General features: G+C 71.5%; 22 protein-coding genes and 1 pseudogene. 13 read left to right on the top strand and 10 right to left on the bottom strand.

Translation table 11 applies throughout. The features are described from left to right. Window positions 1–516 precede the first annotated feature (516 nt). Window positions 517–4,209 (top strand): CDP-glycerol glycerophosphotransferase family protein, encoded by a 3,693-nt coding sequence (locus tag QJS33_RS23270; RefSeq protein WP_306370183.1) that lies wholly within the window; start codon window positions 517–519, stop codon window positions 4,207–4,209. 69 nt (window positions 4,210–4,278) lie between these two features. Here the strand turns inward: QJS33_RS23270 and QJS33_RS23265 are convergent, their stop codons facing one another. The 4 genes from QJS33_RS23265 to QJS33_RS23250 are packed head-to-tail and all read right to left on the bottom strand — an operon-like array spanning window position 4,279 to window position 5,584. After that, complete coding sequence (locus QJS33_RS23265) at window positions 4,279–4,422, bottom strand: hypothetical protein (protein ID WP_306370182.1); 144 nt, start codon at window positions 4,420–4,422, stop codon at window positions 4,279–4,281. Between the two features lie 3 nt (window positions 4,423–4,425). Next, entirely contained in the window at window positions 4,426–4,677 is a 252-nt protein-coding gene (locus QJS33_RS23260) for a hypothetical protein (protein WP_306370181.1), read from the bottom strand. Further along, window positions 4,674–4,892, bottom strand: coding sequence for a hypothetical protein (locus QJS33_RS23255; protein WP_306370180.1), 219 nt, complete (start codon window positions 4,890–4,892; stop codon window positions 4,674–4,676). The genes QJS33_RS23260 and QJS33_RS23255 overlap by 4 nt, the downstream gene beginning before the upstream one ends. After that, a complete protein-coding gene (locus tag QJS33_RS23250; protein WP_306370179.1) occupies window positions 4,892–5,584 on the bottom strand; it encodes a hypothetical protein in 693 nt (230 codons plus the stop codon). Before QJS33_RS23250 ends, QJS33_RS23255 begins: the two co-directional genes overlap by 1 nt. Before the next feature lie 205 nt (window positions 5,585–5,789). Between QJS33_RS23250 and QJS33_RS23245 the strand changes: the two genes are divergently transcribed. Both QJS33_RS23245 and QJS33_RS23240 read left to right on the top strand, forming a co-directional pair. Then, entirely contained in the window at window positions 5,790–6,629 is an 840-nt protein-coding gene (locus QJS33_RS23245) for a helix-turn-helix transcriptional regulator (RefSeq protein ID WP_306370178.1), read from the top strand. Between the two features lie 3 nt (window positions 6,630–6,632). Continuing rightward, window positions 6,633–6,833, top strand: a complete 201-nt coding sequence (locus QJS33_RS23240) for a DUF397 domain-containing protein (RefSeq protein ID WP_306370177.1) — start codon at window positions 6,633–6,635, stop codon at window positions 6,831–6,833. A 301-nt stretch (window positions 6,834–7,134) separates the two neighbouring features. Here the strand turns inward: QJS33_RS23240 and speD are convergent, their stop codons facing one another. From speD to QJS33_RS23215, 5 genes are read right to left on the bottom strand one after another with little or no spacing between them, the layout of a single operon-like run. After that, complete coding sequence (gene speD, locus QJS33_RS23235) at window positions 7,135–7,488, bottom strand: S-adenosylmethionine decarboxylase (protein WP_306370176.1); 354 nt, start codon at window positions 7,486–7,488, stop codon at window positions 7,135–7,137. After that, window positions 7,485–8,603, bottom strand: a complete 1,119-nt coding sequence (locus QJS33_RS23230; RefSeq protein WP_306370175.1) for a hypothetical protein — start codon at window positions 8,601–8,603, stop codon at window positions 7,485–7,487. The genes speD and QJS33_RS23230 overlap by 4 nt, the downstream gene beginning before the upstream one ends. Next, entirely contained in the window at window positions 8,600–9,298 is a 699-nt protein-coding gene (locus tag QJS33_RS23225) for a hypothetical protein (protein ID WP_306370174.1), read from the bottom strand. The genes QJS33_RS23230 and QJS33_RS23225 overlap by 4 nt, the downstream gene beginning before the upstream one ends. Further along, window positions 9,295–10,068 carry a class I SAM-dependent methyltransferase gene (locus QJS33_RS23220; protein ID WP_306370173.1) on the bottom strand — a complete coding sequence of 258 codons (774 nt, stop codon included), beginning with the start codon at window positions 10,066–10,068 and terminating at the stop codon, window positions 9,295–9,297. Before QJS33_RS23220 ends, QJS33_RS23225 begins: the two co-directional genes overlap by 4 nt. Next, the gene (locus tag QJS33_RS23215) at window positions 10,065–11,168 is read right to left on the bottom strand and encodes an NAD(P)-dependent oxidoreductase (protein WP_306370172.1); all 1,104 of its coding nucleotides are present in this window, start codon (window positions 11,166–11,168) and stop codon (window positions 10,065–10,067) included. Before QJS33_RS23215 ends, QJS33_RS23220 begins: the two co-directional genes overlap by 4 nt. Before the next feature lie 212 nt (window positions 11,169–11,380). On the opposite strand from QJS33_RS23215, the gene QJS33_RS23210 reads away from it, so the two are divergent. From QJS33_RS23210 to QJS33_RS23175, 8 genes are all read left to right on the top strand, one after another. Further along, window positions 11,381–11,887, top strand: coding sequence for a hypothetical protein (locus QJS33_RS23210; RefSeq protein ID WP_306370171.1), 507 nt, complete (start codon window positions 11,381–11,383; stop codon window positions 11,885–11,887). Between the two features lie 19 nt (window positions 11,888–11,906). After that, window positions 11,907–12,683 carry a helix-turn-helix domain-containing protein gene (locus QJS33_RS23205; protein ID WP_306370170.1) on the top strand — a complete coding sequence of 259 codons (777 nt, stop codon included), beginning with the start codon at window positions 11,907–11,909 and terminating at the stop codon, window positions 12,681–12,683. Further along, window positions 12,680–13,870 carry a M20 family metallopeptidase gene (locus QJS33_RS23200; protein ID WP_306370169.1) on the top strand — a complete coding sequence of 397 codons (1,191 nt, stop codon included), beginning with the start codon at window positions 12,680–12,682 and terminating at the stop codon, window positions 13,868–13,870. Before QJS33_RS23205 ends, QJS33_RS23200 begins: the two co-directional genes overlap by 4 nt. A 199-nt stretch (window positions 13,871–14,069) precedes the next feature. Next, a complete protein-coding gene (locus tag QJS33_RS23195) occupies window positions 14,070–14,366 on the top strand; it encodes an antibiotic biosynthesis monooxygenase family protein (protein ID WP_306370168.1) in 297 nt (98 codons plus the stop codon). Between the two features lie 397 nt (window positions 14,367–14,763). After that, window positions 14,764–16,152 carry a glycine--tRNA ligase gene (locus tag QJS33_RS23190; protein ID WP_306370167.1) on the top strand — a complete coding sequence of 463 codons (1,389 nt, stop codon included), beginning with the start codon at window positions 14,764–14,766 and terminating at the stop codon, window positions 16,150–16,152. 190 nt (window positions 16,153–16,342) lie between these two features. Beyond that, on the top strand, window positions 16,343–17,188 hold the full coding sequence (fdhD, locus tag QJS33_RS23185) for a formate dehydrogenase accessory sulfurtransferase FdhD (protein WP_306370166.1): 846 nt from the start codon (window positions 16,343–16,345) through the stop codon (window positions 17,186–17,188). Between the two features lie 512 nt (window positions 17,189–17,700). Beyond that, window positions 17,701–18,078, top strand: coding sequence for a PadR family transcriptional regulator (locus QJS33_RS23180; RefSeq protein ID WP_306370165.1), 378 nt, complete (start codon window positions 17,701–17,703; stop codon window positions 18,076–18,078). Then, window positions 18,075–19,445 (top strand): permease prefix domain 1-containing protein, encoded by a 1,371-nt coding sequence (locus QJS33_RS23175; RefSeq protein WP_306370164.1) that lies wholly within the window; start codon window positions 18,075–18,077, stop codon window positions 19,443–19,445. Before QJS33_RS23180 ends, QJS33_RS23175 begins: the two co-directional genes overlap by 4 nt. A gap of 39 nt (window positions 19,446–19,484) precedes the next feature. Here the strand turns inward: QJS33_RS23175 and QJS33_RS23170 are convergent, their stop codons facing one another. Continuing rightward, complete coding sequence (locus tag QJS33_RS23170) at window positions 19,485–20,225, bottom strand: hemolysin III family protein (protein WP_306370163.1); 741 nt, start codon at window positions 20,223–20,225, stop codon at window positions 19,485–19,487. A gap of 443 nt (window positions 20,226–20,668) precedes the next feature. Between QJS33_RS23170 and ppdK the strand changes: the two genes are divergently transcribed. Further along, a complete protein-coding gene (gene ppdK / locus QJS33_RS23165) occupies window positions 20,669–23,365 on the top strand; it encodes a pyruvate, phosphate dikinase (RefSeq protein ID WP_306370162.1) in 2,697 nt (898 codons plus the stop codon). A 282-nt stretch (window positions 23,366–23,647) separates the two neighbouring features. Then, window positions 23,648–24,047 (top strand): annotated as a pseudogene (locus tag QJS33_RS23160) (hypothetical protein); the annotation flags it as partial.

The raw sequence follows: 24,047 nt of genomic DNA, 5'->3' as shown, positions 1-24,047 counted from the left end.
CACGACCGATACCCGTGCGGAGCACCCGAATCCCCTGGGGATCGGTTTCGGCACAGGTCCATGCCGACGTCGACGCGGCCGAGAACACCCGCAAGCGCGGATCGACCGACGGTCCCCCACCGGGGTGAGGCCCCCGGCGGGGTGAACCGGGCCGGCCTGCGGAGACCTCTGAAAACCCGTGTCGATGAAGCGGGAACCGGCTGCCGCCGCGAAGCGCACGGCACCGACCGGGGCCGCGGGGACCGGTCGGAATCCTCCCCGTTCCCGAGGAGGAGGTCGAACCTGTGAATCGAAACCCTAGTGCAGGACCCCGGTGCGCCGTCGGCGCCGACCCCCGTCCCGCCCCGCACCGCCTCCCCACCCCGGAGGGCGCACCGCCACCGAGGAGGCTTTCACTAAGGGTGATATAAGAACCACAGCAAGCACTCAATGCCGTTCCCGTCCACGCGCGATCCGTATCCGCCGGGTCCCGCGCGCTGCCCGCGGCAGCGAACCCTCCGGAGGGTGTCAACTTCCGTGCCCGAAGCGACAGTCATCGTGACGTTCGACGTCACCGAGCCCCACCTCCAGCACTGCCTCGACTCCCTGGGCCGCCAGATCGGGCCCCTGGGGGAGGGAGACCCCGCGTCCGCACCGGACGCGGGGATCGAGGTCGTCCTCGTCCCCGTCCGCCCCGCGCCCGCCCTCGACGGCGGGCCGTCCGGTGAACCCGGCGCCGACCTGGCCCCCGACCCCTCCCTGGACGAGGAGGAGGGCGAGAACGGGAACGGGCAGGACGGCGCCGCCCCCCGCGAGGAGAGCGAGCAGGGGGACGAGGCCGTCGACCAGGCCCAGGACGCCCTGGCCGTCGCCGCGTCGTTCGCCGCCGCACCCCCCGCCGGGATCACCGCCGTCCTCCTGGCCGACGACCCCGCGCCGGACGCGCCCGCCGCCCGCGCCCGCGGGGCCGCGGCCGCCCGCGGCGGGCACCTGCTCTTCCTGGCGGGCTCCGACGCCCTCACCGGCTACGCGCTCTCCTACCTGCTGGGCACCGCCCGGGACAGCCGGTCCGACCTGGTCGTCGGCAACGTGTACGTGTTCGACGAGCTGGGCGCCGCCCCCTCCAAACGCCACCGCCGCCACCATGCCCGCGCCCGTCTGGCCGAGGACCCCCGGAACGTCCCCGGCCTGGCCTCCGACGGAGACCCCGGCAACAAGCTGTGGCGGCGCGACTTCTGGAACTCCCTCACCGATCACGGCCTGCACCCCGACGACGCCGACCTGGGCCTGCGCCGCGCCGCCCTGTCCGCCCGCACCGTGGACGTCCTGCCCGGCCCCACCCTGCTCAAGCGCCGCCGCGAGCAGCAGGCGCTCCCCCTGGACGAGGACACCCTCGTCCGCAGGCTGGGCGCCATGACCCGGCTCGCCGAGGGCCTGGCCACCCACGACCGCGACCTGTGGGACCGCACGCTCCTCCACGGCGAACTGCACCGCCTGCTGATGCGGCTCGACGACGCCGACGAGGAGACCCGCGCCGTCGCGGTCGCACTGGTCAACACCTACCTCGACCACGTGCCCGCCCGCCTGCTCGACGGGCTCGGCGTCCTGGACCGCCTGCTGTACCACCTGGTCCGCAAGCACCGGGCCGAGGACGTGGTCGAGGTCGCCACCTTCGCCAAGAGCGTCGAGATCAAGAAGGCCACCCTGGTCCGGCGCGGGCTCGGCTACTACATCCGCTACCCCTTCTTCGAGTCCGAGGACCCGGCCCGGGCCGTCCCCCGCGAGATCTACCGGATCGACGACGACATCAAGGTCCGCCAGAAGACCGAGGAGGTCGCCTGGGAGGACGGTCGGCTGCACATCCGCGGCCGACTGGGCATCCGCCACCTGCGCGCCCACCGCCGCTGGCACCAGCACGTCACCGCCTACGCGGTGCGCACCGACGGCCGCCGCCGGGTCCGCCTGCCGGTGCGCATCCGCCGCGCCGCCGAGTACCGGCTGCCCGACGTGCTCGACGCCGCCCGGCACGACTACGGCGGGTTCACCGTCGTCGTCGACCCGCGCAGACTGCGCGACTCCGGACGGTGGGAGGCCGCCGACTGGAAGATCGAACTGGTCGTCCTCAACCGGGGCATCACCCGGCGCCGCACCGTCGCCAACCCGGTCCCCGGCCCCGCCAAGCGGCCCGGCTACCGGCAGGTCGGCGAGGAGGTGTGGGTCCGCCCGCACTGGAACCGCGACCAGCAGCTGATCATCGGCGTCGAACCCTGCCTGGCCAGGATCACCGGGCACCGGTTCGACGAGCGCGCCGGGGTGCTGGAGCTGCGCGGGGAACCGGTCGCCGCGCCCGCGGCCGAGGCCGTCGAACTGAGACTGACCCGGCGGCCCGGCACCGCGACGGTCAGCGTGCCGCTGGAGTCCGGGGGCGGTCGGTTCGAGGCCCGCGTCGCCGCCCGCGACCTGTACGACCGCACCGTCGACGAGTGCGGCGGCGTCATCCGCCAGGAGACCTGGGACGCCCATCTGGTCACCCCCGAGAAGCAGGTGGTGCCCCTGATCGTGCCCGAAGAGGTCGCTGCGGCCGCCTACGCCGACGGTGACGGCCACCGCGAGCTGTCCGTGCTGCGTTCGGCCGTCGGCCACCTGCGGCTGCGCGCGGGCCACGCCCGGCCCTCGGTGGAGGAGGCCCGCTGGGAGGGGCGGACCCTGGTGCTGTCCGGCGTCTTCCGGGCCGCCGCCGAGCTGGGCCTGGTCGCCAGGGCCCGGGGGCGCGACGAGGAGCACGCGCTGGAGGTGGAGCGCTCGGGGGAGCGGTTCACCGCCCGCTTCTCCCCGGCGGACGTCCCGACGCTGTCCGGGACCCTGTCGCTGCCCGCGGGCGGGTACCAGCTGTGGGGGCGGGTGGGCCCGCCGGAGGCGGAGGAGCGCCCCACGGACGTGGGCGTGGAGTTCACCGAGGACCTGATCGCCTCGCTGCCGCTGGAGATGCAGACCACGGAACGCGGCTACACCCTCTCCTACCAGGGGAGGGGTATCCCGGTCCTCCAGGTCGGCGGCGACCTGCGCCCCGCCGAGCAGGGCACCTTCGCCCAGCGCGAGCTGCGCGAGACCTTCTACCCGGCACAGCGGCTGGAGCCGGTCGTCGACGGGATCCTCTTCGACACCTACACCGGGCGCCAGTACTCCGACAGCCCGCAGAGCATCTACGCCGAGCTGCGCCGCCGGGAGCGATGGGCCGACCACCCCATGTCGTGGCTGGTCGCCGACGGGCAGGTGAGCCTGCCCGAGGACCTGACACGGGTACGGCACCGGGGGCGCGAGTACTACGAGGGGCTGGCGCGCAGCCGGTACCTGGTCACCAACTCCCGCCAGCCGGCGTGGTTCCACCGCCGCCCGGACCAGACCGTCGTGCAGACCTGGCACGGGTCGATGCTCAAGCGCATCGGCTTCGACGTGGAGAACATCCGCGGCAAGTCCCGGGACTACTTCGACAAGCTGGCCTGGGAGACGCGGCAGTGGGACTACCTGGTGTCCCCGAGCCCGTGGGCGACGCCCATCCTGCGCAGCGCCTTCCGGTTCGAGGGGGAGATCCTGGAGACCGGGTACCCGCGCAACGACGTGTTCTTCTCGCCCGAACGGGACGCGATCGCGGAGCGGACGCGGGCCCGGCTGGGGCTACCGCAGGACAAGAAGGTGGTGCTGTACGCGCCGACCTGGCGCGACGACAAGTACTACACGCGCGGCAAGCACAAGTTGGACCTGCACCTGGACCTGCAACGGCTGTACGACGAGCTGGGCAAGGACCACGTGCTGCTGGTGCGGCGGCACCCGCGCGTGGTGGACAGCGTGCCGATCGTGGGGCGCGACTTCGTGTACGACGTGTCGCTGTACCCGGAGATCATGGAGCTGTTCCTGATCACGGACGTGCTGATCACCGACTACTCGTCGATGATGTTCGACTTCGCGAACACGGGGCGGCCGATGCTCTTCTTCACCTACGACCTGGAGGGGTACCGGGACAACCTGCGCGGGTTCTACTTCGACTTCGAGGAGACCGCGCCGGGGCCGCTGCTGATGGAGTCGGACCAGGTCATCGAGGCGCTGCGCGGGATCGACGACGTGGCGCGGGAGAGCGAGGGCGCCTACCGGGCGTTCGTGGAGCGGTTCTGCCCGCTGGACGACGGCGGCGCGGCCCGCCGGGTGGTCGACCGCGTCTTCGGAACCGACTGACCCGAGCGGACCGGCCGACCGGGGCGGCGGGCGCAGGCCCGCCGCCCCGGTCGGCTTTGCGCCGGTCGGTCAGTCTCCGTCGCTCTGGTCTCCGAGGACGGAGCGCTGCCAGGCGAGGAATTCGCCCTGGCGGCGGACGGCGTTCTTCTCCTCCTCGGTGAGGTCGTCGGGGATCGGGTCCTCGGCCGGGTCGGTGTACGGGGGCTTGCCCATGTCCTACTCCCTGGTGTGCTCGGTCTCGGTGGTGTGGTGGTGGACCAACTGGTCCCGCAGGGCGGCGTGGTCGGGTGCGGCCAGGCGTTCGTGCGGGTCGCCGGGGCCGGTCCAGCCCAGGGGCCGGTAGGCGACGACCTCGGTGTCGCCGTCGGGGGTGGGTTCGAGGGTGAGGACCCACCGTCCGTGGATGAGGTCGTCCAGCATCCGCACCCGCGGGTCCGGGGTCGCGGGCTCGGTGGGGTGGGTGGTCACAGCACCTCCAGGGGGCTGCGCCAGATGAGCGGCAGGGGGTGGGGGTCGCGTCCGGAGGTGATCGCGACCCGGGTGGTGTGGCCGTGGGTGGCGGCGTAGACGGCGCGGCCTTCCAGGGTGGGTCCGAGGTAGCGCAGCGGTACCTGGTGGGTGTGGGCCCAGAAGCCGAGGGTCTGGATCGAGGGGAACTCGCGGATGTCGCAGACCCGGCGCATCAGGCGGCCCTCCTCAGGTGCCACTTGGCCATGCGGGCGGCGGCCATGGCGTCCTTCCACAGGCCGTCGCGGTCGGCGGTGAGGTGGGTGGTGGTGCGGAACGCGGCCGTGCGGGCCCGCAGTCGTGCGGCAGCCCTCTGCTTGGCGGTGGGGGACCCCGGCCGGGTGCGGGTGTCGGCGCGGGAGCGGCCTCCTTCGCGTAGGGCCTGGATACGGGACCGGGACGCCAGCGCGGCGGAGAACCCCGAACCAGGTACCGACTCCGCCACCGGCTCCGCGATCGGGGTCGGTTCCGAGGCCGGGGCGGTGACGGCGCCCGTGACCGGGTTCGGCACCAAGACCGAGGCCGCAGGCGTGCCCGGGGTCGAGAGCGCGGCCGGGGTGGCCGGGGGCCCGGACCACAGGTCCGGGCTGGTGCGGGGCTCCGGAACCCGGAACGGGACGGGGGTCGTGCCGCCGGTGCCGCTCGGAACCGGCGGCGAGGGCATCACCGGCGCCGGTGCCGGGGGCGGGGTGGTCTGGGAGATCCACTGGCGCACCGCGAGGGTCAGCGGGGCGAGGTCCCGCGCCGGGTGGGTGACGTACATACGGGCCCGGGCGGCTCGGCGGGGCCGCCGCCGGCGGAGGGCCTCGGAGGCCAGCCAGCGGGCGGCCACGAGTTCGGAGCAGTTCAGGTAGCGGTATCGCGCCATACGCGCACACCTCCGGTCAGGGGTGCCGGGTGGAAAGCCCGGCGGGGAACTGAGCTACGCCTCCTATAATGAAACCAGGAATCCTAAAATGCAACATTGGGATGCCTGATTTAGTGTCAGTTTCGGGAATCCTGCTTTGGTCATCCCGTGATGGGCGACCCAAAATGTCCGCATCGACCTGTCGCCCGTCTACGATCGGAGCACTATGGCCACCACCAGGTACTCGCCCACGATCAGGCGCCGTCGCCTGTCTGCCGAGATCAAGCGCCTGCGCCTCGCCTCCCGCATGACCAGCGAGGAAGCGGCCCGTGCTGCCGAGCTGTCCAAGACCGCGTACAGCAACATCGAGAACGGCTTCAAGCAGCGTCCCAAGCTGCCTGAGATCCGGTCGATCCTGGCCGCGTTCGAGGTGCCTCCCGGCAAGGAGCACGACGAGATCCTCGACCTGTGCCGACAGTCCTTGGAACGCGGCTGGTGGACCCGCTACCGGGACGTCTTGGCGGCGAGGTACGTCGGCTTCGAGACGGAGGCGTCCTCGATCTCGACCTGGGAGCCGCTCGTGATTCCCGGTCTGCTCCAAGTGCCGAGCTACATGGAGGTACTTGCCGAAGCAGCGCTGCTGCGTCCCGAAGAGGCACGCAGGTCGGTCGATGCGCGGATGACGCGACAACGCATCCTCGATGATGAGGACTCCCCAGAGCTATGGGCGATCTTCGACGAGGGAGCGCTGCTGCGACTCGAAGAGCACCAAGACGTTCTTCGAGAGCAGGTCACCCACCTGTTGGAGATGGGCGAGCGCCCCAACGTCACCGTGCAGCTGACACGGGCCAACCGGATCAACTCGGGCTCCGGTGGGCCTTTCGTCGTCCTGGAGTTCCCCGAAGCCGTTGATCCCGCGATCGTGTACCTGGAAACGGACACGGACGGCATTTACCTGGAGGAGCCCGACGAGGTCGCCCGCTACCGAACCCTGATGAAGCACCTGGTCATGGCGGCCCTCCGCCCGGGGGAGACCGCCGACTACCTACGACAGATGATCGAGTAGAAGATGAGCAACCCAGTCTCCGCCCTTGCCGACCACGGTCTCGTGTTCCGCAAGTCGAGCTACAGCCAGCCCACCGGCAACTGCGTGGAGGTCGCCGACCTCCGGGGGGCTACCGCCGTCCGCGACTCCCAGAACCCCTCTGCCGGGTACCTGTTGCTCCCGGCCACAGAGTGGGCGGCACTGCTGTCCGGCATCCGCCGCTAACGAGCACCCACACGAAAGGGACCCCCGCTGTGCGGGGGTCCCTTCTCAGTTCCCGGGCTCACTGCACTCCGGCGGGAACGGGCGGGAAGGACCCGAAGAGCCGGTGGCCTCATGAGGACAGGCCGTGTGGGCGGCCGAGGGTGGGGAACGAGGCAGGCATGACGGTGCAGGTTGAGAGCTCCCGTCCCCTCACCTTCCTCAAGTCGTCCTATGGCAACCCTCAGTCGCAGAACTGCGTCGAGGCCGCGACCTCTCCACCGACGGGGCTTCGATGCGCCAGAGGGGGGCGTGATCGTCGCCGTCACACGGCCAGTGGCAGGATGCGGGGATTCGTCCGGTCCACACGGTGGATGGCGACGTGTGCCGGGGAGAACAGGTCCAGGAGCGGTTCCAGAGCGGTGGCGGCCGGGGCGTCGGCGCGGCAGGAGACCAGGTCGATCTGGACCATACGGTGTTCGGGCCAGGTGGACACCACCAGGTGGGACTCGGCCAGCGCCATCATGAAGGTGAGCCCGTGATCGGGGTACTGGACGGGGGCCTCCAAGAGCACCCGCACGCCGAGGAGCCGGGCAGTGGCGTGCATCGCCTCTCCCACCGTCGCGGGGTCGGGGCCGGGGGAGGTGCAGCCGGTCAGGTCGACGGCCAGGCAGATCATGCGGCTTCTCCGATCCGGGCGGTGGGGATGAGCGAGGCCAGGTAGTCGACGGTGTAGGAGCGGTGCAGGCGGCGCGGCTCGGTCGCCCACCGTCCTGCCTCTTCCCACAGGGCTTCCAGGGCGTTCTCGCCATAGGTGTCCAGGAGCGTGTCCAGGTCCAGGAACGCCGGGGGCAGATCTGCGTACTCGGTGCCGTACTTGACGTACAGGGACTTGGAGAGCTTGCCGCCGGTGCGGTCCAGCACCATCGGCGTGAACACGCTGACCGGCCACTCCCGCACAGGCACCCCGAGCAGGGCCAAGGCGGGGGCGATGACGTGTGCGAACCAGGCGCCGCCCCAGTCGGGGCCGTCGATGCTGACCGAGCAGGCGTCGTAGAGGTCTCGTTCGGCTGCCAGCAGGGCGACCTTCTGCACCGACCGCACGGGGGTGTTGGCGTCGTACCAGCCGCCGCCGCTGTGGACGGGGACGGTCTCCCGGTAGGGGCCGTGGTCGGGGCAGGCCGAGTCCAGCAGCACCGCACCGTCGGCGGCGGTGATGGTCAGGTGGTGGGCGTCCTTGTCCATGAGGCGGCACCGCGGGCAGCGGGGGCGGATGCGGATACGGCCGTCGGCGGGTGCCAGCAGGGGTGCGAACTCCGGTCGGCGGCGGGCGATGGCGTGCAGGCACTCTCGGACCGGCGCGAGTTGCTGATAGGCGGTGTAGGGGCGTTCCTGCCAGGGCACCCCGGAGCGGGCCGAGGCCCAGGCGAGCAGGCGCCGGAACCCGGAGGCGCGCTCGGTGCCGTCGAGCTGTCCGGAGGCGACGAGGTCTTCGACGTTGCGGGTGTAGTGGCGGCCGTTGATGGTGCGGTACTCGGCGGGGGCGTTCTCCAGGGCGTCGAAGACCAGGGTGGCGGGCAGATCGAGATCGTGGGAGAAGCGGGCGGTGAGGGCGAAGGTGGCCATGATCGTGGTGACGGTGCCCAGGTGGGGGTGGCCGTTGAGCTGGGCGGCGGTGGTCACACGCAACCGGCTCCGGTCGCGGGCGGCGGCGCGGATCAGGTCGGTGTTGGTGGCGGTGAGGTGGGCGATGCCGGTGGGAGCGAAGTACAGGCCGGTGGGGTCGGGGTTCACGAGTGCCTCCGGGCGAGGTAGGTCCACACGAGCGGGAAGTCGGGGTCGGCGCTGGACAGGGCGGCCAGGTGGAGCAGGTCCAGGCCGGACCGGTGGGCGGTGTGCCGGTACAGGGCTTGGGTGAGGGTGACCCGGCCTTCCGGGTCGGCGGGGACCCAGTTCGCCCCGGCCGCCCAGCCGCCTACGGGCAGGCGCGCGTGCAGGCGGGCGAAGGCGTGGAGGAAATGGGCCGGAGTGGTGGTCAGGCCCAGGAGCCCGAACTGGGTGACCAGATCCGCGCCCAGCGCACGGTCCAGGGCCGGCGGGGTGGGGGAGCGGGGGGTGAACAGGTCGGCGATCAGGGTGGTGTGCAGGGATCGGGTGCGGGTGGCGAACACCTCGGTGGTGGGGGCGGTACCGGCCAGCGCCAGGGCGATGCGGTGGACGTCGCGTGGGTTCCCGGCGTGGGCGTCCGCGGCCAGACGGGTCAGACGGGCGGGGTCGGCGTCCACTGCCGTGAGCCGCACCGCCCGTAGGGCGCAGGCCCACAGCAGGCTCTCGGACCCGGATCCCAGGTCGGTCCAGGAGGCGACAGGCGGGATGCGGGTGAGCAGGTCCAGGATCTGCTCGGTGCCCTGGCCGAAGCGGAAGGTGTCGGAGTAGTAGCGGCGGTGGTAGGCATCGGCGTCCGCCACGGTGGACGGCAGGGCGCTCACCGGACCTCTCCGGCTTCGAGGAGGAGCTCGGCGAAACCTGCGTGACGGGCTCGGGTCACCGGGCGCCATCCCGCGGTTGCTGCGGCGGAGCGCACCCGATCGGGGCTGGACAGGATCAGGGACACCCGGGCCGTCAGAACGGGTGTACTGGAAAGGCCGGTGGTGTAGGTGAACTCGATGTCCACCCGGGACCGGTCCGGGGTGTGGTGCTGGCGGCGGTGGCGCGCCACCGTGCGCCCGCCAGGGGTGGTGAAGATGTGGTCGTGGCTCCACACACCCTCGGGGAGGCTGGGTGTGTAGAAGGCGGTACCGCCACCGTCCGGGTCCACGGCCTGGAGCAGCAGCCGGGCGTTGGTGGGCACCGCCTCCCGCAGCCGGGCCAGGACCGCGGCCGGTCCAGTGGGGGCGGCGAGCTGGTCGAAGGCGCCGTTGGCCACCACCATCAACCCCGCAGCGGGCAGAGCGGGCAACGCGTGCAGGAGGTGGTGGCCCACCCCCAGCTCCGCGACCCCGGCGTCGCGAGCCCGGCGGATGGCTTCGGCGAGCATGGGCGCCGACCCGTCGACCAAACGCACCCGCACCTTCGCCTGGGCGTAGGCGGTGAGGAAATGGCCGACCCCGCAGGGAAACTCCACCACCTCCTCCTCCCCGGCCAGGGCTGCGGGGAGCAGGGCCGGAAGGACGGGGCGGGCCTCGGCGCGCGCCAGGGCCACACGGTGCCGGTACCCGTCGACCACCCGGTCCGCGCTGATCGGATGGGCGGCGTTCATGCGGCCCGCCCGGTGCGGTACAGGTCGGCGTGCTCACGCACCACCGGGTGGGCCAGCATCCCGCCTTGGGCGATCAGGGCGCTGTGCGCCCCCTGGTCCGGGGCGCCGTCGAGGGCGTGGCCAGCCAGGCGCAGCAGGTACGGGGCGGCGGCGTGGGCGTAGGCGTGGGAGGCGGTGTGCGGGACCAGGCGGGGCAGGGCATCGAGTTTGACGTGCAGCACTCCCTCGACGATGAGCGGGTCGTCCCCGGGATCTTGGACGGGCCCGGCGGTGGGCAGGTAGCCGGGCCCGTACCCGCAGGTGGCGTCCACGATGACCGCGCCGGGCCGCATCGTGGCCAGGTGGGGGAGGTCGATCATGGCCGGGGTGGTGTGGGTGGAGATCAGCAGGGCACCGATGACCAGATCCGCCTTCGCCAGCTCGGCGGCCAGCCGGTCGGGGGTGTTGGCGGCCACCACCGCACCGGCCGGGGTGCGGCCGGCGTAAGCGTCCGCGGTGCCCGGGGTGCGGGTCAGGATCGTGACGTGGGCGCCCAGGGCGGTGGCGGTCACGGCGGCGGCGTGGCCGACGTTGCCGTTGCCGATCACCAGCACCCGCGTGGGCGGGGCTCCGGGGGTGTGGTCCAGCAGGATCCCGCGGCCCCGAGGGTGGCGTAGCGCGCGGGCGCCCTCGTGTACCGCCAGTGCCCCGGCGATGCGTCCTCCGGCCGCCGCCAGGGGGAACCGGTCGTGCTCGTGCCAGAACTCGTAGCTGTACGCGGACACACCGGTCGCGGTCAGGGCGGTGAGCATGCGCGGGTCGCCTTCGGCGTGGAAGATCGCCCCGATGCTCTGCCCCGGGGCCAGTCGGCGCAGGTCCTGGTGCGGGCCGGGCTTGTACCGCAGTACCAGGGGCGCGGCCCACACCTGGGCCTGGTCGGTGAACTTCACCCCCACCGCCTCCAGGTCCCGGTCGGGCCGGTCGATCCCGGCGCCGAGGCCGGGTTCGGCCAGCACCCGGTATCCGGCATCGGTCAGGGTGCGGGCCAGGTGGGGGGTGAGCAGGGTCCTGCGCTCACCGGGGCCGGTCTCGCGGGGGAATCCGATCGTTCGCGGTGGCATGGGGACCTCCAACGAGTGGGTGTGCTCCCAGGGTCGCCCTGCCGTGTCTCGCGGACCAGATCACCGGTTGTCGGCCGTCTTGCCCACTGGCTGTTCACCGGTTGTCGAAGCGGGGTGGACAGGGATCGGGAGGAGTCGGGCAACCGGCTGCGCATACCGCATCCGATGGTTACTGTGGCCCCACGCGTCCCTGCGATCGCGAGGAGCTTGGAGTGGAGCACGAAGCGTTGTTCGATCTGCCCGCACCCGACCCGGTGCCGGTGGTGATGTGTCTGGACGCCCAGTGGTACGAACTGATGTGGTCGGGCCAGAAGGACCACGAGTTCCGTCGCCGTTTCCTCACCGGTGTCCCGGTGCAGTGGTTCGTGTACCTGACCGCCCCCGAGAGTCGGCTGAGCGCGGTGATCGACCTGGAGCCGGCCATCGAGGGCACCCCGGCACAGATCGCCCAGATCGCCGAGCGGATGCGCCCGGGCAACGGCGCGACGGTGGAACCGTACCTGGCCAAAGACGGCCGTACGACGGGGTATGCGATGCCGATCCGCCGGGTACGGCAGTACGCAGGGTTCTCGGCTGCGGAACTGGAGCAGATGCTCGACGGCTTCCACCCACCCCAGGGGTACGTCCTCGTCGACGACCACCCCGCCTGGCGGGCGGTGTGCGACAAGCTCCTGTCCACCCCCGTAGTCCGCGAAACCACTCTCACCCCGGCCCCCTGACCTCCCCGAGGATTGTGGTGTGTTGAGGCCCTCTACGTCACGCCCCAGCCCCCTGCGCCAGGCCCGGCTCGACCGCGGCGCCACCCTGGAACAGGTGTGCGCCGACCTGGACGCCGCTTCCCCTGACGGGTCCAGCGGTGTCACCCCGTCCATGCTCTCCGGGTGGGAGCTGGGACGCCACACCACCACCCGCCGCTACCGGGAACTGCTGGCCGCCCACTACGACCGGCCCGCCGCGGAGCTGTTCGCCCACCAGGACCAACGCACCACCGGCGACGAACCGCCCCGGCTGCTCACCGACCCCCGGGAACTGCGGGGCGCGATGGTGGACGTGGTCCAAGGCGCTGATGAGTTCCTGGCGGTGACCGGTTCCCGTTCCCGCGACCTCACCTACCTGGAAGCCATCGAGACGACCCTGGCCGCCCGCCCCGCGCTGGTGCACTACCGGTTGCTGTTCGGCCCGCCCCGCACCCCCGTCTTGACCGCCCACCTGTACCGGCTGTTGGAGCTGCGCGACCCCCACGACCGGTCCCTGGGTATGAAGACCCTGCACATCGGTCTCATCGACGCCGACCTGCCCGAGAGGTTCTTCGTCACCTCCGAGAAAGCGGCCGTCGTCCCCTTGCCCTCGCTCACCTCGGTGTACGGCTTCGATTCCGGGGTGGTGCTCGGCGCACAGACCGCCGAGCGGTTGGTGGACCACGCCCGTCAGGGCTACGCTGCCGCCACCCGCATCGAGACCACCGCCGCGCTACAGACCCTGACCAGCACGCCACCCCGCCAGGAGACCGCATGAACGCTTCCAGCCTCTCCGTTCTGGAGCGGGCCCGCGCCGACCTGGACTCGGTCCTGGATCTGACACGGGACCTGGTGCGCATCCCCACCCGCGGTGGCATCGACCCCTATGACGACGCCATCGACCTGCTCACCACCTGGTTGGGCGAACGCGACTTGTCGCCGCAGGTCCTGCGGGAGGGGACCGGCGCCCCCGTCGGCGTCACCGCCCGCGTTCGCGGTGGGCGGCCGGGTCCGACCTGGGTGCTGGACGCCTGTCTGGACACCGCCCCCGTCGGCGACACCACCGCTTGGAAGTACGACCCCTTCGCCGCCGTGCTCGAAGACGGGTGGCTGTGGGGCAGAGGCGCCGCCGACTCCAAAAGCGGTGTCGCCATCTTCTCCCACCTCGCCGCACACCTGGTCGGCGATGCCGAAAACCTGGCCGGGGACCTGGCGGTGCTGTTCGACCTGGATGAGCACACCGGAGGCTTCGGCGGAGCGAAAGCCTTCTTCGAAGGCCCCGATGCACCCGACCAGGTCGGCGGGGTGATGATCGGCTACCCCGGCATGGACAAACTCGTCATCGGCGGACGCGGGGTGTACCGGGTCCGCCTGCACGTCCACGGCATCGCCGGGCACTCCGGAGGAAGCCGCCCCACCCCTTCGGCCATCAGCAAGGCCGCCGACCTGGTCCGGGCCCTGGAAGCCGAGCCGCTGCCCGAGGCCGCCGACGGATTCGCCGCCGGACGGCTCACCGTCACCGCGATCACCGCCGGAAACGGCTTCTCCGTTGTACCGGACCTGTGCACCCTCAACGTGGACGTGCGCACCACCCCCACCTTCACAAACGAGCACGCCGTCGACCTGGTGACCGACGTGGTCGCCAAGGTCGACGCCGACTGGGCCGACACCGCACCGACCCTCATCGAGGCCCGCACCCGCTGGCCCGCCTACGCCCTGGCCTCGGACGCCCCGCTGCGAACAGCGCTCCTGGATGCCGCTCGCGCCCACGGCATACCCGTGCAGGCGAAGATCGCCGGGCCCTCCAACATCGGCAACTACCTCGCAGGGCTCGGCATCCCCGCCACTGCGGGGTTCGGCGCCGTCCACGAGGGCCTGCACGCCGCCAACGAACGCATCCGTGTGGACACCGTCCCCGTCGTGCAGGCGGTGTACGAGGACGCGGTGCGCACCCTCATGGGCTGACTCCCGCCCCTCCGGCAGGGATCAGGGCCGGTCGTCGGCCTCCATCCAGGCCGTGATCGTGCTCGGTGCGGTCCCACCGGGCGGACAGCCGGGTGTGACGGGTACGGATCCCCATCGGTGCCGGGCAGGGAACCGGCGTAGGGCCGGTGCGGTGGCCCCATGATGACCGGGCGGGGTTTTTGTGCGCCAGAATGGGGGCGTGATCGTCATCACCCGTTACTCCGTGCCCGAGGCCGACGTCGAGGCCTTCCGCGCCGACGCCGCCAAGGCCGTCGAAGTGCTCTCCCGCCGTCCCGGGTACCGGGGGTACCGGCTGGGCCGGGCCGCCGACGACCCCGCGCTGTGGACCGTGGTCACCGAGTGGGACGGGGCGGGTTTCTACCGGCGCGCGCTCTCGGACTTCGACGTCAAGATCCACGCGGTCCCGCTGCTCTCGCGGGCGCTGGACGAGCCGACCGCGTTCGAGATCATCGATGCGGAAGACCCTGTCCCCTGACGTGGTGTGGCTTTCACGCGGGTGCGTCCTTGCAGGTCATCGCGATGGTCGGCCGGTGCCGGACGGCCATCGCGCCCCGTCGGCGCGGTGACCCGGGTGGAAGCGTCGCCGCCGGCGGCGGCGCACCGGTCCGGCCGGCGCCGCTGAGGCGTATCCGTGGGAACGGGGCCGGAAGAGTCACACCACCCGGCGGGACACCATCGATGCGGAAAGCCCGGCTCCTCCCGTTTCCTGACCGGGAATCGCGTGCGCACGGGCGCTGTCGGTGCTCTAGCCTGGATGGACGGGCACCCACCGTGGCCACTCCCGGTACCGGTGGGCGACCCTTTTCCCAGTACAGCAACGATGTATCGCGCACTGCGATCCACCGACCGCCAGCCGGATGGAGAGTCACCCCATGGCCGCAAAGTCAGAGGCAATGGACGCACTGGTCAACCTCGCCAAGCGACGGGGTCTGGTGTACCCCTCCAGCGAGATCTACGGTGGCCTGCGCGCCGCCTGGGACTACGGCCCGCTGGGTGTGGAGCTGAAGAACAACGTCAAGCGCCAGTGGTGGCGCACGATGGTCCAGGAGCGCGACGACATCGTCGGCCTGGATTCCAGCGTCATCCTCGCCCGCGAGGTCTGGGAGGCCTCCGGCCACGTGCGCGAGTTCGTCGACCCGCTCACCGAGTGCCAGTCCTGCCACAAGCGCTTCCGCGCCGACCACCTCGTCGAGGCGTACGAGGAGAAGCACGGCCACGAGCCCGAGGACGGCCTGGCCGCGATCGCCTGCCCCAACTGCGGCGCCAAGAACTCCTTCACCGAGCCGCGCATGTTCAACGGCCTGCTGCGCACCTACCTGGGCCCGGTCCAGGACGAGAAGGGCCTGGCCTACCTGCGCCCGGAGACCGCCCAGGGCATCTTCATCAACTACAAGAACGTCGAGCAGAGCGCCCGCCGCAAGGTCCCCTTCGGCATCGGCCAGATCGGCAAGTCGTTCCGCAACGAGATCACCCCCGGCAACTTCATCTTCCGGACCCGCGAGTTCGAGCAGATGGAGATGGAGTTCTTCTGCAAGCCGGGCTCGGACGAGGAGTGGCACCAGTACTGGATCGACACCCGCATGCAGTGGTACGTCGACCTGGGCATCGCCAAGGACAACCTGCGCCTGTACGAGCACCCGCAGGAGAAGCTGTCCCACTACTCCAAGCGGACCGTGGACATCGAGTACCGGTTCAACTTCATCGGCAGCGAGTGGGGTGAGCTGGAGGGCATCGCCAACCGCACCGACTACGACCTCAAGACGCACTCCGAGGCCTCCGGTGTGGACCTGTCGTACTTCGACCAGGAGAACAACGAGCGCTACACCCCGTTCGTCATCGAGCCCGCGGCCGGTGTCGACCGCGCGGTGCTGACGTTCATGCTCGACGCCTACAACGTCGACGAGGCGCCCAACGCCAAGGGCAAGCTGGAGAAGCGCGCGGTCATGCGCCTGGACCCGCGCCTGGCTCCGGTCAAGGCCGCGGTGCTGCCGCTGTCGCGCAACACCGACCTGTCGCCCAAGGCCCGCGACCTGGCCGCGCGGCTGCGCCGCCGCTGGAACGTGGAGTTCGACGACGCCGGCGCGATCGGCCGTCGCTACCGCCGCCAGGACGAGATCGGCACCCCGTTCTGCGTCACGGTCGACTTCGACACCCTGGAGGACGACGCGGTCACGGTGCGCGAGCGCGACACCATGTCCCAGGAGCGGGTGTCGCTGGACCGGGTGGAGACCTACCTGTTCGAGCGCCTGCCCGGCTGCTGATCCGGGCCCGCGGCCCCGCCCCGGCGGGCGGGGCCGCGCACGGCCGCGGTGTGCACCTGCCGCGGGGTCGGCCGTACCGTGACGCCGCACGTGGACGACGACGTCGTGAGGGGCGCCTCCCCGTACGATGGCCCGCGGCGGCCTCTGTGCCGAGGGGGCGGCCGAGCCGGGGAGAGGAGCCGAGAGCGCCATGGGACGTGTGACCACCCGGGAACGGGTGCTGCGGATCAGGGACGGCGTACCGAGCGAGCGGGTCGACACGCTCGTGTCCGAAGAACCCCTGGAGGTCCGCATCGACGGCGACCCGCTCACCGTGACGATGCGCACGCCCGGGAACGACTTCGACCTGGCCGCCGGGTTCCTGGTGGGCGAGGGGGTGGTGCGGGGGGCGGACGACCTCCTGGCGATCCGCTACTGCGCCGGGGCCACCGAGGACGGGTCCAACACCTACAACGTCCTGGACGTCACCCTGGCGCCGCACGTCCCCGCGCCCGACACCTCGCTGGAACGCAACTTCTACACCACGTCCTCCTGCGGCCTGTGCGGCAAGGCCGGCCTGGAAGCGGTACGGACCCAGGCCGCCTGGCAGGTGTCCGGGGACGAGGCGCGGGTCGCGGTCCCCGTCCTGGCGGAGCTGCCCGAGACCCTGCGCCGGGCCCAGCGGGTCTTCGACCGCACCGGTGGGCTGCACGCGGCCGGCCTGTTCACGGCCGCGGGCGAACTCGTCGTGCTGCGCGAGGACGTGGGGCGGCACAACGCCGTCGACAAGGTCGTCGGCTGGGCCGTGCGCGAGAACCTGCTCCCGCTGCGCGGGCACGTCCTCATGGTCTCGGGCCGCGCCTCCTTCGAGCTGGTGCAGAAGGCCTGGATGGCCGGTATCCCGGTGCTCGCGGCCGTCTCCGCCCCGTCCTCCCTGGCGGTGGACCTGGCCGCCGAGGCGGGGATGACCCTCATCGGATTCCTGCGGGGCTCCTCCATGAACGTCTACGCCGGACGGCGGCGGATCCTCCTGGACGGGGCGTCGGCCGCGCCTTGACGGACCCGGCGGTCCGAGGCGGTGGGCGAGGGCCCGGACCGTGCCTTGCAGCCCCCTGCGCGGGCCGGGCCCGGAGCGGCCCCACCGGCACCCCCGGGCCATGAACGTCTACGCCGGACGGCGGCGGATCCTCCTGGACGGGGCGTCGGCCGCGCCTTGACGGATCCGGCGGTCCGAGGCGGTGGACGAGGGCCCGGACCGTGCCTTGCAGCCCCCTGCGCGGGCCGGGCCCGGAGCGGCCCCACCGGCACCCCCCGGACATGGCGAGACGGCCGGACCCGGGGGGATGGTCTCCGGCCGCCTCTGCGATCCCTCCGGCCGCACACGGCCGACGGAACCCTGTGTTCAACCTAGCGGTCGGGTCGGGGAGGTAAGCGGTTGTTTGTCGTGGTTTGCCCTACCGCGTAAGCGAATCGTGACGACGGGATCCGTGCGCGGTGGATGCCTAGGACTTCTATGCCTAGAACTGCTAGGGTTATCACCCCTAGCAGACCTAGGTATGAGGAAGGCGCATGCACATCGACAAGGACCTCGTCGCGGCCTCGGCCACGCCGCTCGTCCTGGGCATCCTGGCCGAGGGCGAGTCCTACGGCTACGCGATCGTCAAACGTGTCAACGAGCTCTCCGGCGGACGTATGCAGTGGACCGACGGGATGCTCTACCCCCTGCTGCACCGCCTGGAGCGCAACGGCCACGTCCGGGCGTCCTGGGGCACGTCCGAGGCGGGCCGCCGCCGCAAGCACTACGCCATCACCCCGGCCGGGCTGGAGGCGCTGGCCGAGAGACGCGCCCAGTGGAGCGTCGTCGCCGACACGCTCAAGCAGGTGTGGGAGGCCGCCGCGCACCCCCCGCTCCCGGGCGGCGCCGCTCCGGCGGGAGGGATCGCATGACGGGCGGTGTGGAGGAGCAGATCGACCAGTGGCGCGGTTTCGTCCGCCGCCGCACGGCCATCTCCGCCCCGGACGTCGAGGAGATGGAGGACCACCTGCGCGAACAGATCGCCGATCTGGAGGCGAGCGGGCTGGACGCCGAGGAGGCGTTCCTGGTCGCGGTCAAGCGCATGGGCGACCTGGACGCGGTGTCGCGGGAGTTCGCGCGGGAGCACTCCGAGCGCCTCTGGAAACAGCTCGTCCTGGTCCCCGAGGACGACGACGGCGGCGCGGGCGGCCTGGCTCGCTGGCGCGAGCTCGGCGTGCTGCTCGCGTTCGCGCTCGGCGCGGGCCTGGCGGTCAAGCTCCTGTTCACGGCGGTCGACGGGGAGATCGCCCAGGTCCGCAACCTGGCGTTCGTGGTGCTCCCGTTCCTGGCGGGGTGGTTCGCCTGGAGGTGCCGCACCTCCTGGCGCGTGTGCGCCGTAGTCGCCGCCCTCGCGGTGCTCCCGTTCCTGGCGGTGAACCTCTATCCGTTCCAGGGGACCACCGAACCGTTCCCGGAACCCGGGATGACCGGCGTGCTCGCGTTCACACACGCCCCGGTCCTGCTGTGGCTGCTCGCCGGCGTCCTGTACACCGGGGGGGACCGGCGCTCCCACGACCGGCGCATGGACTTCGTGCGGTTCACCGGCGAGCTGGCGATGTACCTGGCGCTCATCATGCTGGGGTCCATGGTCCTGCTCGGGCTGACCGCCGGAGTGCTGGCCCTGGCCGGTGTGGACCTCGAACCGTTCATGGAGGACTGGCTGCTGCCGTTCGGGGGGCCCGGCGCGCTGCTGGTGGCCGCCTGGCTGGTGGAGGCCAAGAAGGGCGTGGTGGAGAACATCGCGCCGGTCCTGACCCGGGTCTTCACCCCGCTGGCGTTCCTGATGCTGGTCGCCGACCTGGTGGTGCTGCTGGTGAACGGGCCGCTGACCACGGTGGACCGCGAGCTGCTCATCCTGATGGACGCGGTCCTGGTGCTGGTCCTGTTCCTGCTGCTGTACTCGATCTCCGCCCGCGACCCGCTGGCGCGGCCCGGGGTCTTCGACTGGCTCCAGCTGGCGCTGGTCGGGGCGGCGCTCGCCGTGGACGCCGTGGCGCTGACGGCGATGCTGACCCGGATCGCCGAGTTCGGGTTCACCGCCAACAAGACCGCGGCCCTGGGCCTCAACCTGGTGCTGCTGGTGCACCTGGTGCGGTCGGCATGGCTGCTCGCGGGCTTCGTGCGCGGTCGGCGCCCGTTCGCGCAGGTCGAGCGGTGGCAGACGGCCTACCTGCCGGTCTACGCGGCGTGGGCCGCGGTGGTCGTGCTGGTGTTCCCGCCGGTGTTCGGCTTCGTCTGACGCGGGGCGGCGGCCGGGCCCTCGGGGCCCGGCCGCCGCTCAGCCCGCGGTGTAGACCACGAACGAGACCGCGATGTAGTGGCAGACGAACGCGGCGATGGTCAGCGAGTGGAAGATCTCGTGGAAGCCGAACCACTTGGGCGCCGGGTCGGGCCGCTTCATGCCGTAGACCACCGCGCCGACGCTGTAGAGCACCCCGCCGACCAGGATGAGGATCCACGCCGCCGGGTGGGTCCCCTCGATCAGCTCGGGGATGAACAGCACCGCCACCCAGCCGATGGCCAGGTACAGCGCGGTGGACAGCCAGCGCGGGGAGTTCAGCCACAGCAGCTTGAACCCGACCCCGGCGATCGCCCCGCCCCAGACCAGGGCGAGCATTGCCGTGCGCAGGGTCCCCTCCAGCACCAGCACGATGAACGGCGTGTAGGTGCCCGCGATGATGAGGTAGATGTTCGAGTGGTCCATGCGGCGCAGGACCTGCTGCGCCCGCGGTGACCAGCGACCCACGTGGTAGATCGCCGAGGTGCTGAAGAGCAGCACCGAGCTGAGCGCGTAGACGGCGCTGGCCGCCATGGCGGGCGTGGTGGGGGAGAGGGCCACCAGGACGATGCCCGCGGCCAGCGCCAGCGGGGCGGTGCCCAGGTGCAGCCAGCCGCGCAGGCGGGGCTTGACCGCCTGTACGAACCCCTCCGCCGCGGCGGCGGCCCGCTCTGGGAGACCGCCTTCCGCCCCCTGCTTCGGCCGCGCGTATCCGGTTCCCCGCGCCTTGTCCCTGGACACGTTCCACTCCCGGTGATCCCTGGGCCCGGCACGGTGTCGGGCCCTCCCCGAAGCCTAACTTACGGAACCGTAGGTTACTTGAAGGTAAGAGTGTGTCGAGTGGCACAGTGCCGCTCCGGCAGGGGTTGTGGCCCCGGAGTGGTCGATCCGGGGGAATCCGCGGTGTTCTGATCGATCAGAACCCGCTATGGTGCGTTCCGGGCGCCGTGACCAGCGGCGTCCTGAACCCTTGCCCTCTCCCGTGTGTTTTTCGAGGTCAAGGGGTACGTGTACCCTTCCTGAACCATTGGTCTAGACCTTTTTAAAGCCTATGAGCTGGGAAAATGTCATAAAAAGGTGGTTCATGAAGGGGTGGTCGTGCAGAGAGTGGATAGAGTCGCGCCCATCCGGGCACCAGGGTCGACCCCGCAGGGGTGTCGCCGAGCGAACGAGGGAGAACCCCCGTGGCCAAGTACGTCTACAAGTTCACCGAGGGCAACAAGGACCTCAAGGACCTCCTCGGCGGCAAGGGCGCCAACCTCGCCGAGATGACCAACCTCGGCCTCCCCGTCCCCCCGGGCTTCACCATCACCACCGAGGCCTGCCGCCACTACCTCTCCAACGGCGGTTTCCCGGCGGGCCTGGAGGCCGAGATCGAGGAGAACCTCAAGGAGCTGGAGAAGGCCATGGGCCGACGCCTGGGCCAGGCCGACGACCCGCTCCTGGTCAGTGTGCGCTCGGGCGCCAGATTCTCCATGCCCGGCATGATGGAGACCGTCCTCAACATCGGCCTCAACGACGAGTCCGTCGTCGGCCTGGCCCGCCAGGGCGGGAACGAGCGCTTCGCCTGGGACTCCTACCGCCGCCTCATCCAGATGTTCGGCAGGACCGTCCAGGACATCGACGGCGAACTGTTCGAGGACGCCATCGACGAGGCCAAGGCCGCCAAGGGCGTCACCGACGACCTCGACCTGGACGCCGCCGACTTCCGCGCCCTCGTGGACCGCTTCAAGGCCATCGTCCACGAGCAGACCGGCAGCCCCTTCCCCACCGACCCCCGCGAGCAGATGATCCTCGCCGTCCGGGCGGTCTTCGACTCCTGGAACGCACCCCGCGCCGTCCTCTACCGCCGCCAGGAGCGCATCCCCGCGGACCTGGGCACCGCGGTCAACATCTGCTCCATGGTCTTCGGCAACCTCGGCATGGACTCCGGTACCGGCGTGGCCTTCACCCGCGACCCCGCCTCCGGCCAGCAGGGCGTCTACGGCGACTACCTCCAGAACGCCCAGGGCGAGGACGTCGTCGCCGGCATCCGCAACACCGTGCCCCTCACCGACCTGGAGGGCATCGACCCCCGCAGCTACGAGCAGCTCATGGGGATCATGGAGACCCTGGAGAACCACTACCGCGACCTGTGCGACATCGAGTTCACGATCGAGCGCGGGAAGCTGTGGATGCTCCAGACCCGTGTGGGCAAGCGCACCGCCGCCGCCGCGTTCCGCATCGCCGACCAGCTCGTCGACCAGGGCATGATCACTCTGGACGAGGCCGTCCAGCGGGTCACCGGCGACCAGCTCGCCCAGCTGATGTTCCCCCGCTTCGACGAGGCCGCCGTCGCCGCGGGCGGCGTCCACCTGCTGGGCCGCGGCATGAACGCCTCCCCGGGCGCCGCCGTCGGCAAGGCCGTGTTCGACTCCTACACCGCGGTCAAGTGGTCCCGCAGCGGGGAGAAGGTCATCCTGTGCCGCCGCGAGACCAACCCCGACGACCTTGAGGGCATGATCGCCGCCGAGGGCATCCTCACCAGCCGCGGCGGCAAGACCTCGCACGCCGCCGTGGTCGCCCGCGGCATGGGCAAGACCTGCGTCTGCGGTGCCGAGGAACTCGACATCGACACCAAGAACCGGCGGCTGACCGCGCCGGGCGGCGAGGTGATCGAGGAGGGCGACGTCATCTCCATCGACGGCACCAGCGGCAAGGTGTTCCTGGGCGAGGTGCCCGTCGTGGACTCCCCGGTGGTCCGCTACTTCGAGGGCGAGATCGACCCCGCCTCCGACCAGGCCGACGACCTGGTGCGCGCCGTGGACCGCCTCATGCACTACGTGGACGCCGCCCGCCGCATGCGGGTGCGCGCCAACGCCGACACCCCCGAGGACGCCGCCCGGGCCCGCCGCATGGGCGCCCAGGGCATCGGCCTGTGCCGCACCGAGCACATGTTCCTGGGCGACCGCCGCCAACTGGTGGAGCGCCTCATCCTGGCCGACACCGAAGCCGAGCAGACCGAGGCCCTCACGGCCCTGCTGCCGCTCCAGCGCGCCGACTTCAACGGCATCCTGGAGGCCATGGACGGCCTGCCCGTCACCGTGCGCCTGCTCGACCCGCCGCTGCACGAGTTCCTGCCCGACATCACCGAGCTGTCGGTCCGCGTGGCCGTGGCCGAGGCCCGCGGCGAGAGCCACGAGAACGACCTGCGGGTGCTCCAGGCCGTGCACCGGCTGCACGAGCAGAACCCGATGCTGGGCCTGCGCGGTGTGCGCCTGGGCCTGGTCGTCCCCGGCCTGTTCACCATGCAGGTACGGGCCATCGCCCAGGCCGCCGTCGACCGCGTCCGCGCGGGCGGGCGCCCCCGGCCGGAGATCATGATCCCGCTGGTGGGCACGGTCCAGGAACTGGAGATCATCCGCGACGACGCGCTGCGGGTGCTGCGCGAGGTCGGCGAGGAGAACGGCCTGGAGCTGGACTTCCCGGTCGGCACCATGATCGAGCTGCCCCGCGCCGCCCTGACCGCCGGGCAGATCGCCGAGCACGCCGCGTTCTTCTCCTTCGGTACCAACGACCTCACCCAGACGGTGTGGGGTTTCTCGCGCGACGACGTGGAGGCGTCGTTCTTCTCCGCCTACCTGGAGAAGGGCGTGTTCGGCGTATCGCCCTTCGAGTCCCTGGACGTGGACGGGGTGGGCCGCCTGATCCGCATCGCCGCCGAGGAGGGGCGGGCCGCCCGCCCCGGCATCAAGCTGGGCGTGTGCGGCGAGCACGGCGGTGACCCGGCGTCGGTGCACTTCTTCCACAGTGTCGGCCTGGACTACGTGTCCTGCTCGCCGTTCCGCGTCCCGGTCGCGCGCCTGGAGGCCGGGCGCGCGGCCGGACACCAGGCGGGCTGACCTCCCGCGGTGCCGCCGCCCGCGGGGGCGGGCGGCGGCACCCGCAGCACATTCCTGAGCTCCGTACCCCTAAACTCATGTCCCCGGGGCGGATACGGCCACGAAAAACTTCCGTGACCCTTTCGTGATATATTCTTGATCGCCGGTGTGATCCCCTTGCCCCCTCTTCGCTCCTATGTTCCGGCGGTCCGGAACCCCTCCACCGAGAACCGGTGGTACCCGAGAGCCGTCCCAAGAAGGGTGATCGACCCCGGGCAGAAGAGCGAGTGCGGAGGTGCGCCGGTGCGAACGGCGAACGACGGACGTGGCGACGAGACGTGGGAGGACCCCGCCCACGCGTCCTCCGCCGCGCCCGATGACGATGTCACCCGGGTCATGTCCCGCGGTGACCTGCCCGGACCTCCGGGCGAACCGACCGCCGCGGACGGCCCGGACCGGCCGGGCGACGCCGACGCCACCGCCGTGTTCTCCCGCGAGGCCCGGCCCGACCCCTTCGCCACCCGCGAGTTCACCCGCGGCGCGGACACCTCGGACACCCGGGAGTCCGGCCGCGACCCGCAGACCTCCACCACCCGCGAGTTCACCCGCGGCGCCCCGGCCACGGGCCCCGCACCAGGCTCCGCGGACCCCGCCGCGACCGACGCCCCCGACGGATCCCGGGCCTTCACCCGCCGCTTCGTCC

The sequence above is a fragment of the Nocardiopsis sp. CC223A genome, from assembly GCF_030766825.1.
Lineage (GTDB): Bacteria > Actinomycetota > Actinomycetes > Streptosporangiales > Streptosporangiaceae > Nocardiopsis.
The sequence above is the reverse complement of the archived record's forward strand: the minus strand, read 5'-3'. Positions and strand labels throughout refer to the sequence as shown.

Bases quoted from the DNA above. Each gene is read 5' to 3' on its own strand.
- QJS33_RS23175 (WP_306370164.1), top strand. From the start codon at position 18,075: ATGACGGGCGGTGTGGAGGAGCAGATCGACCAGTGGCGCGGTTTCGTC.
- speD (WP_306370176.1), bottom strand. From the start codon at position 7,488: ATGATCTGCCTGGCCGTCGACCTGACCGGCTGCACCTCCCCCGGCCCC.
- QJS33_RS23190 (WP_306370167.1), top strand. From the start codon at position 14,764: ATGGCCGCAAAGTCAGAGGCAATGGACGCACTGGTCAACCTCGCCAAG.
- QJS33_RS23220 (WP_306370173.1), bottom strand. From the start codon at position 10,068: ATGAACGCCGCCCATCCGATCAGCGCGGACCGGGTGGTCGACGGGTAC.
- QJS33_RS23240 (WP_306370177.1), top strand. From the start codon at position 6,633: ATGAGCAACCCAGTCTCCGCCCTTGCCGACCACGGTCTCGTGTTCCGC.
- fdhD (WP_306370166.1), top strand. From the start codon at position 16,343: ATGGGACGTGTGACCACCCGGGAACGGGTGCTGCGGATCAGGGACGGC.
- QJS33_RS23250 (WP_306370179.1), bottom strand. From the start codon at position 5,584: ATGGCGCGATACCGCTACCTGAACTGCTCCGAACTCGTGGCCGCCCGC.
- QJS33_RS23255 (WP_306370180.1), bottom strand. From the start codon at position 4,892: ATGCGCCGGGTCTGCGACATCCGCGAGTTCCCCTCGATCCAGACCCTC.
- QJS33_RS23200 (WP_306370169.1), top strand. From the start codon at position 12,680: ATGAACGCTTCCAGCCTCTCCGTTCTGGAGCGGGCCCGCGCCGACCTG.
- QJS33_RS23245 (WP_306370178.1), top strand. From the start codon at position 5,790: ATGGCCACCACCAGGTACTCGCCCACGATCAGGCGCCGTCGCCTGTCT.
- QJS33_RS23180 (WP_306370165.1), top strand. From the start codon at position 17,701: ATGCACATCGACAAGGACCTCGTCGCGGCCTCGGCCACGCCGCTCGTC.
- QJS33_RS23215 (WP_306370172.1), bottom strand. From the start codon at position 11,168: ATGCCACCGCGAACGATCGGATTCCCCCGCGAGACCGGCCCCGGTGAG.
- QJS33_RS23265 (WP_306370182.1), bottom strand. From the start codon at position 4,422: ATGGGCAAGCCCCCGTACACCGACCCGGCCGAGGACCCGATCCCCGAC.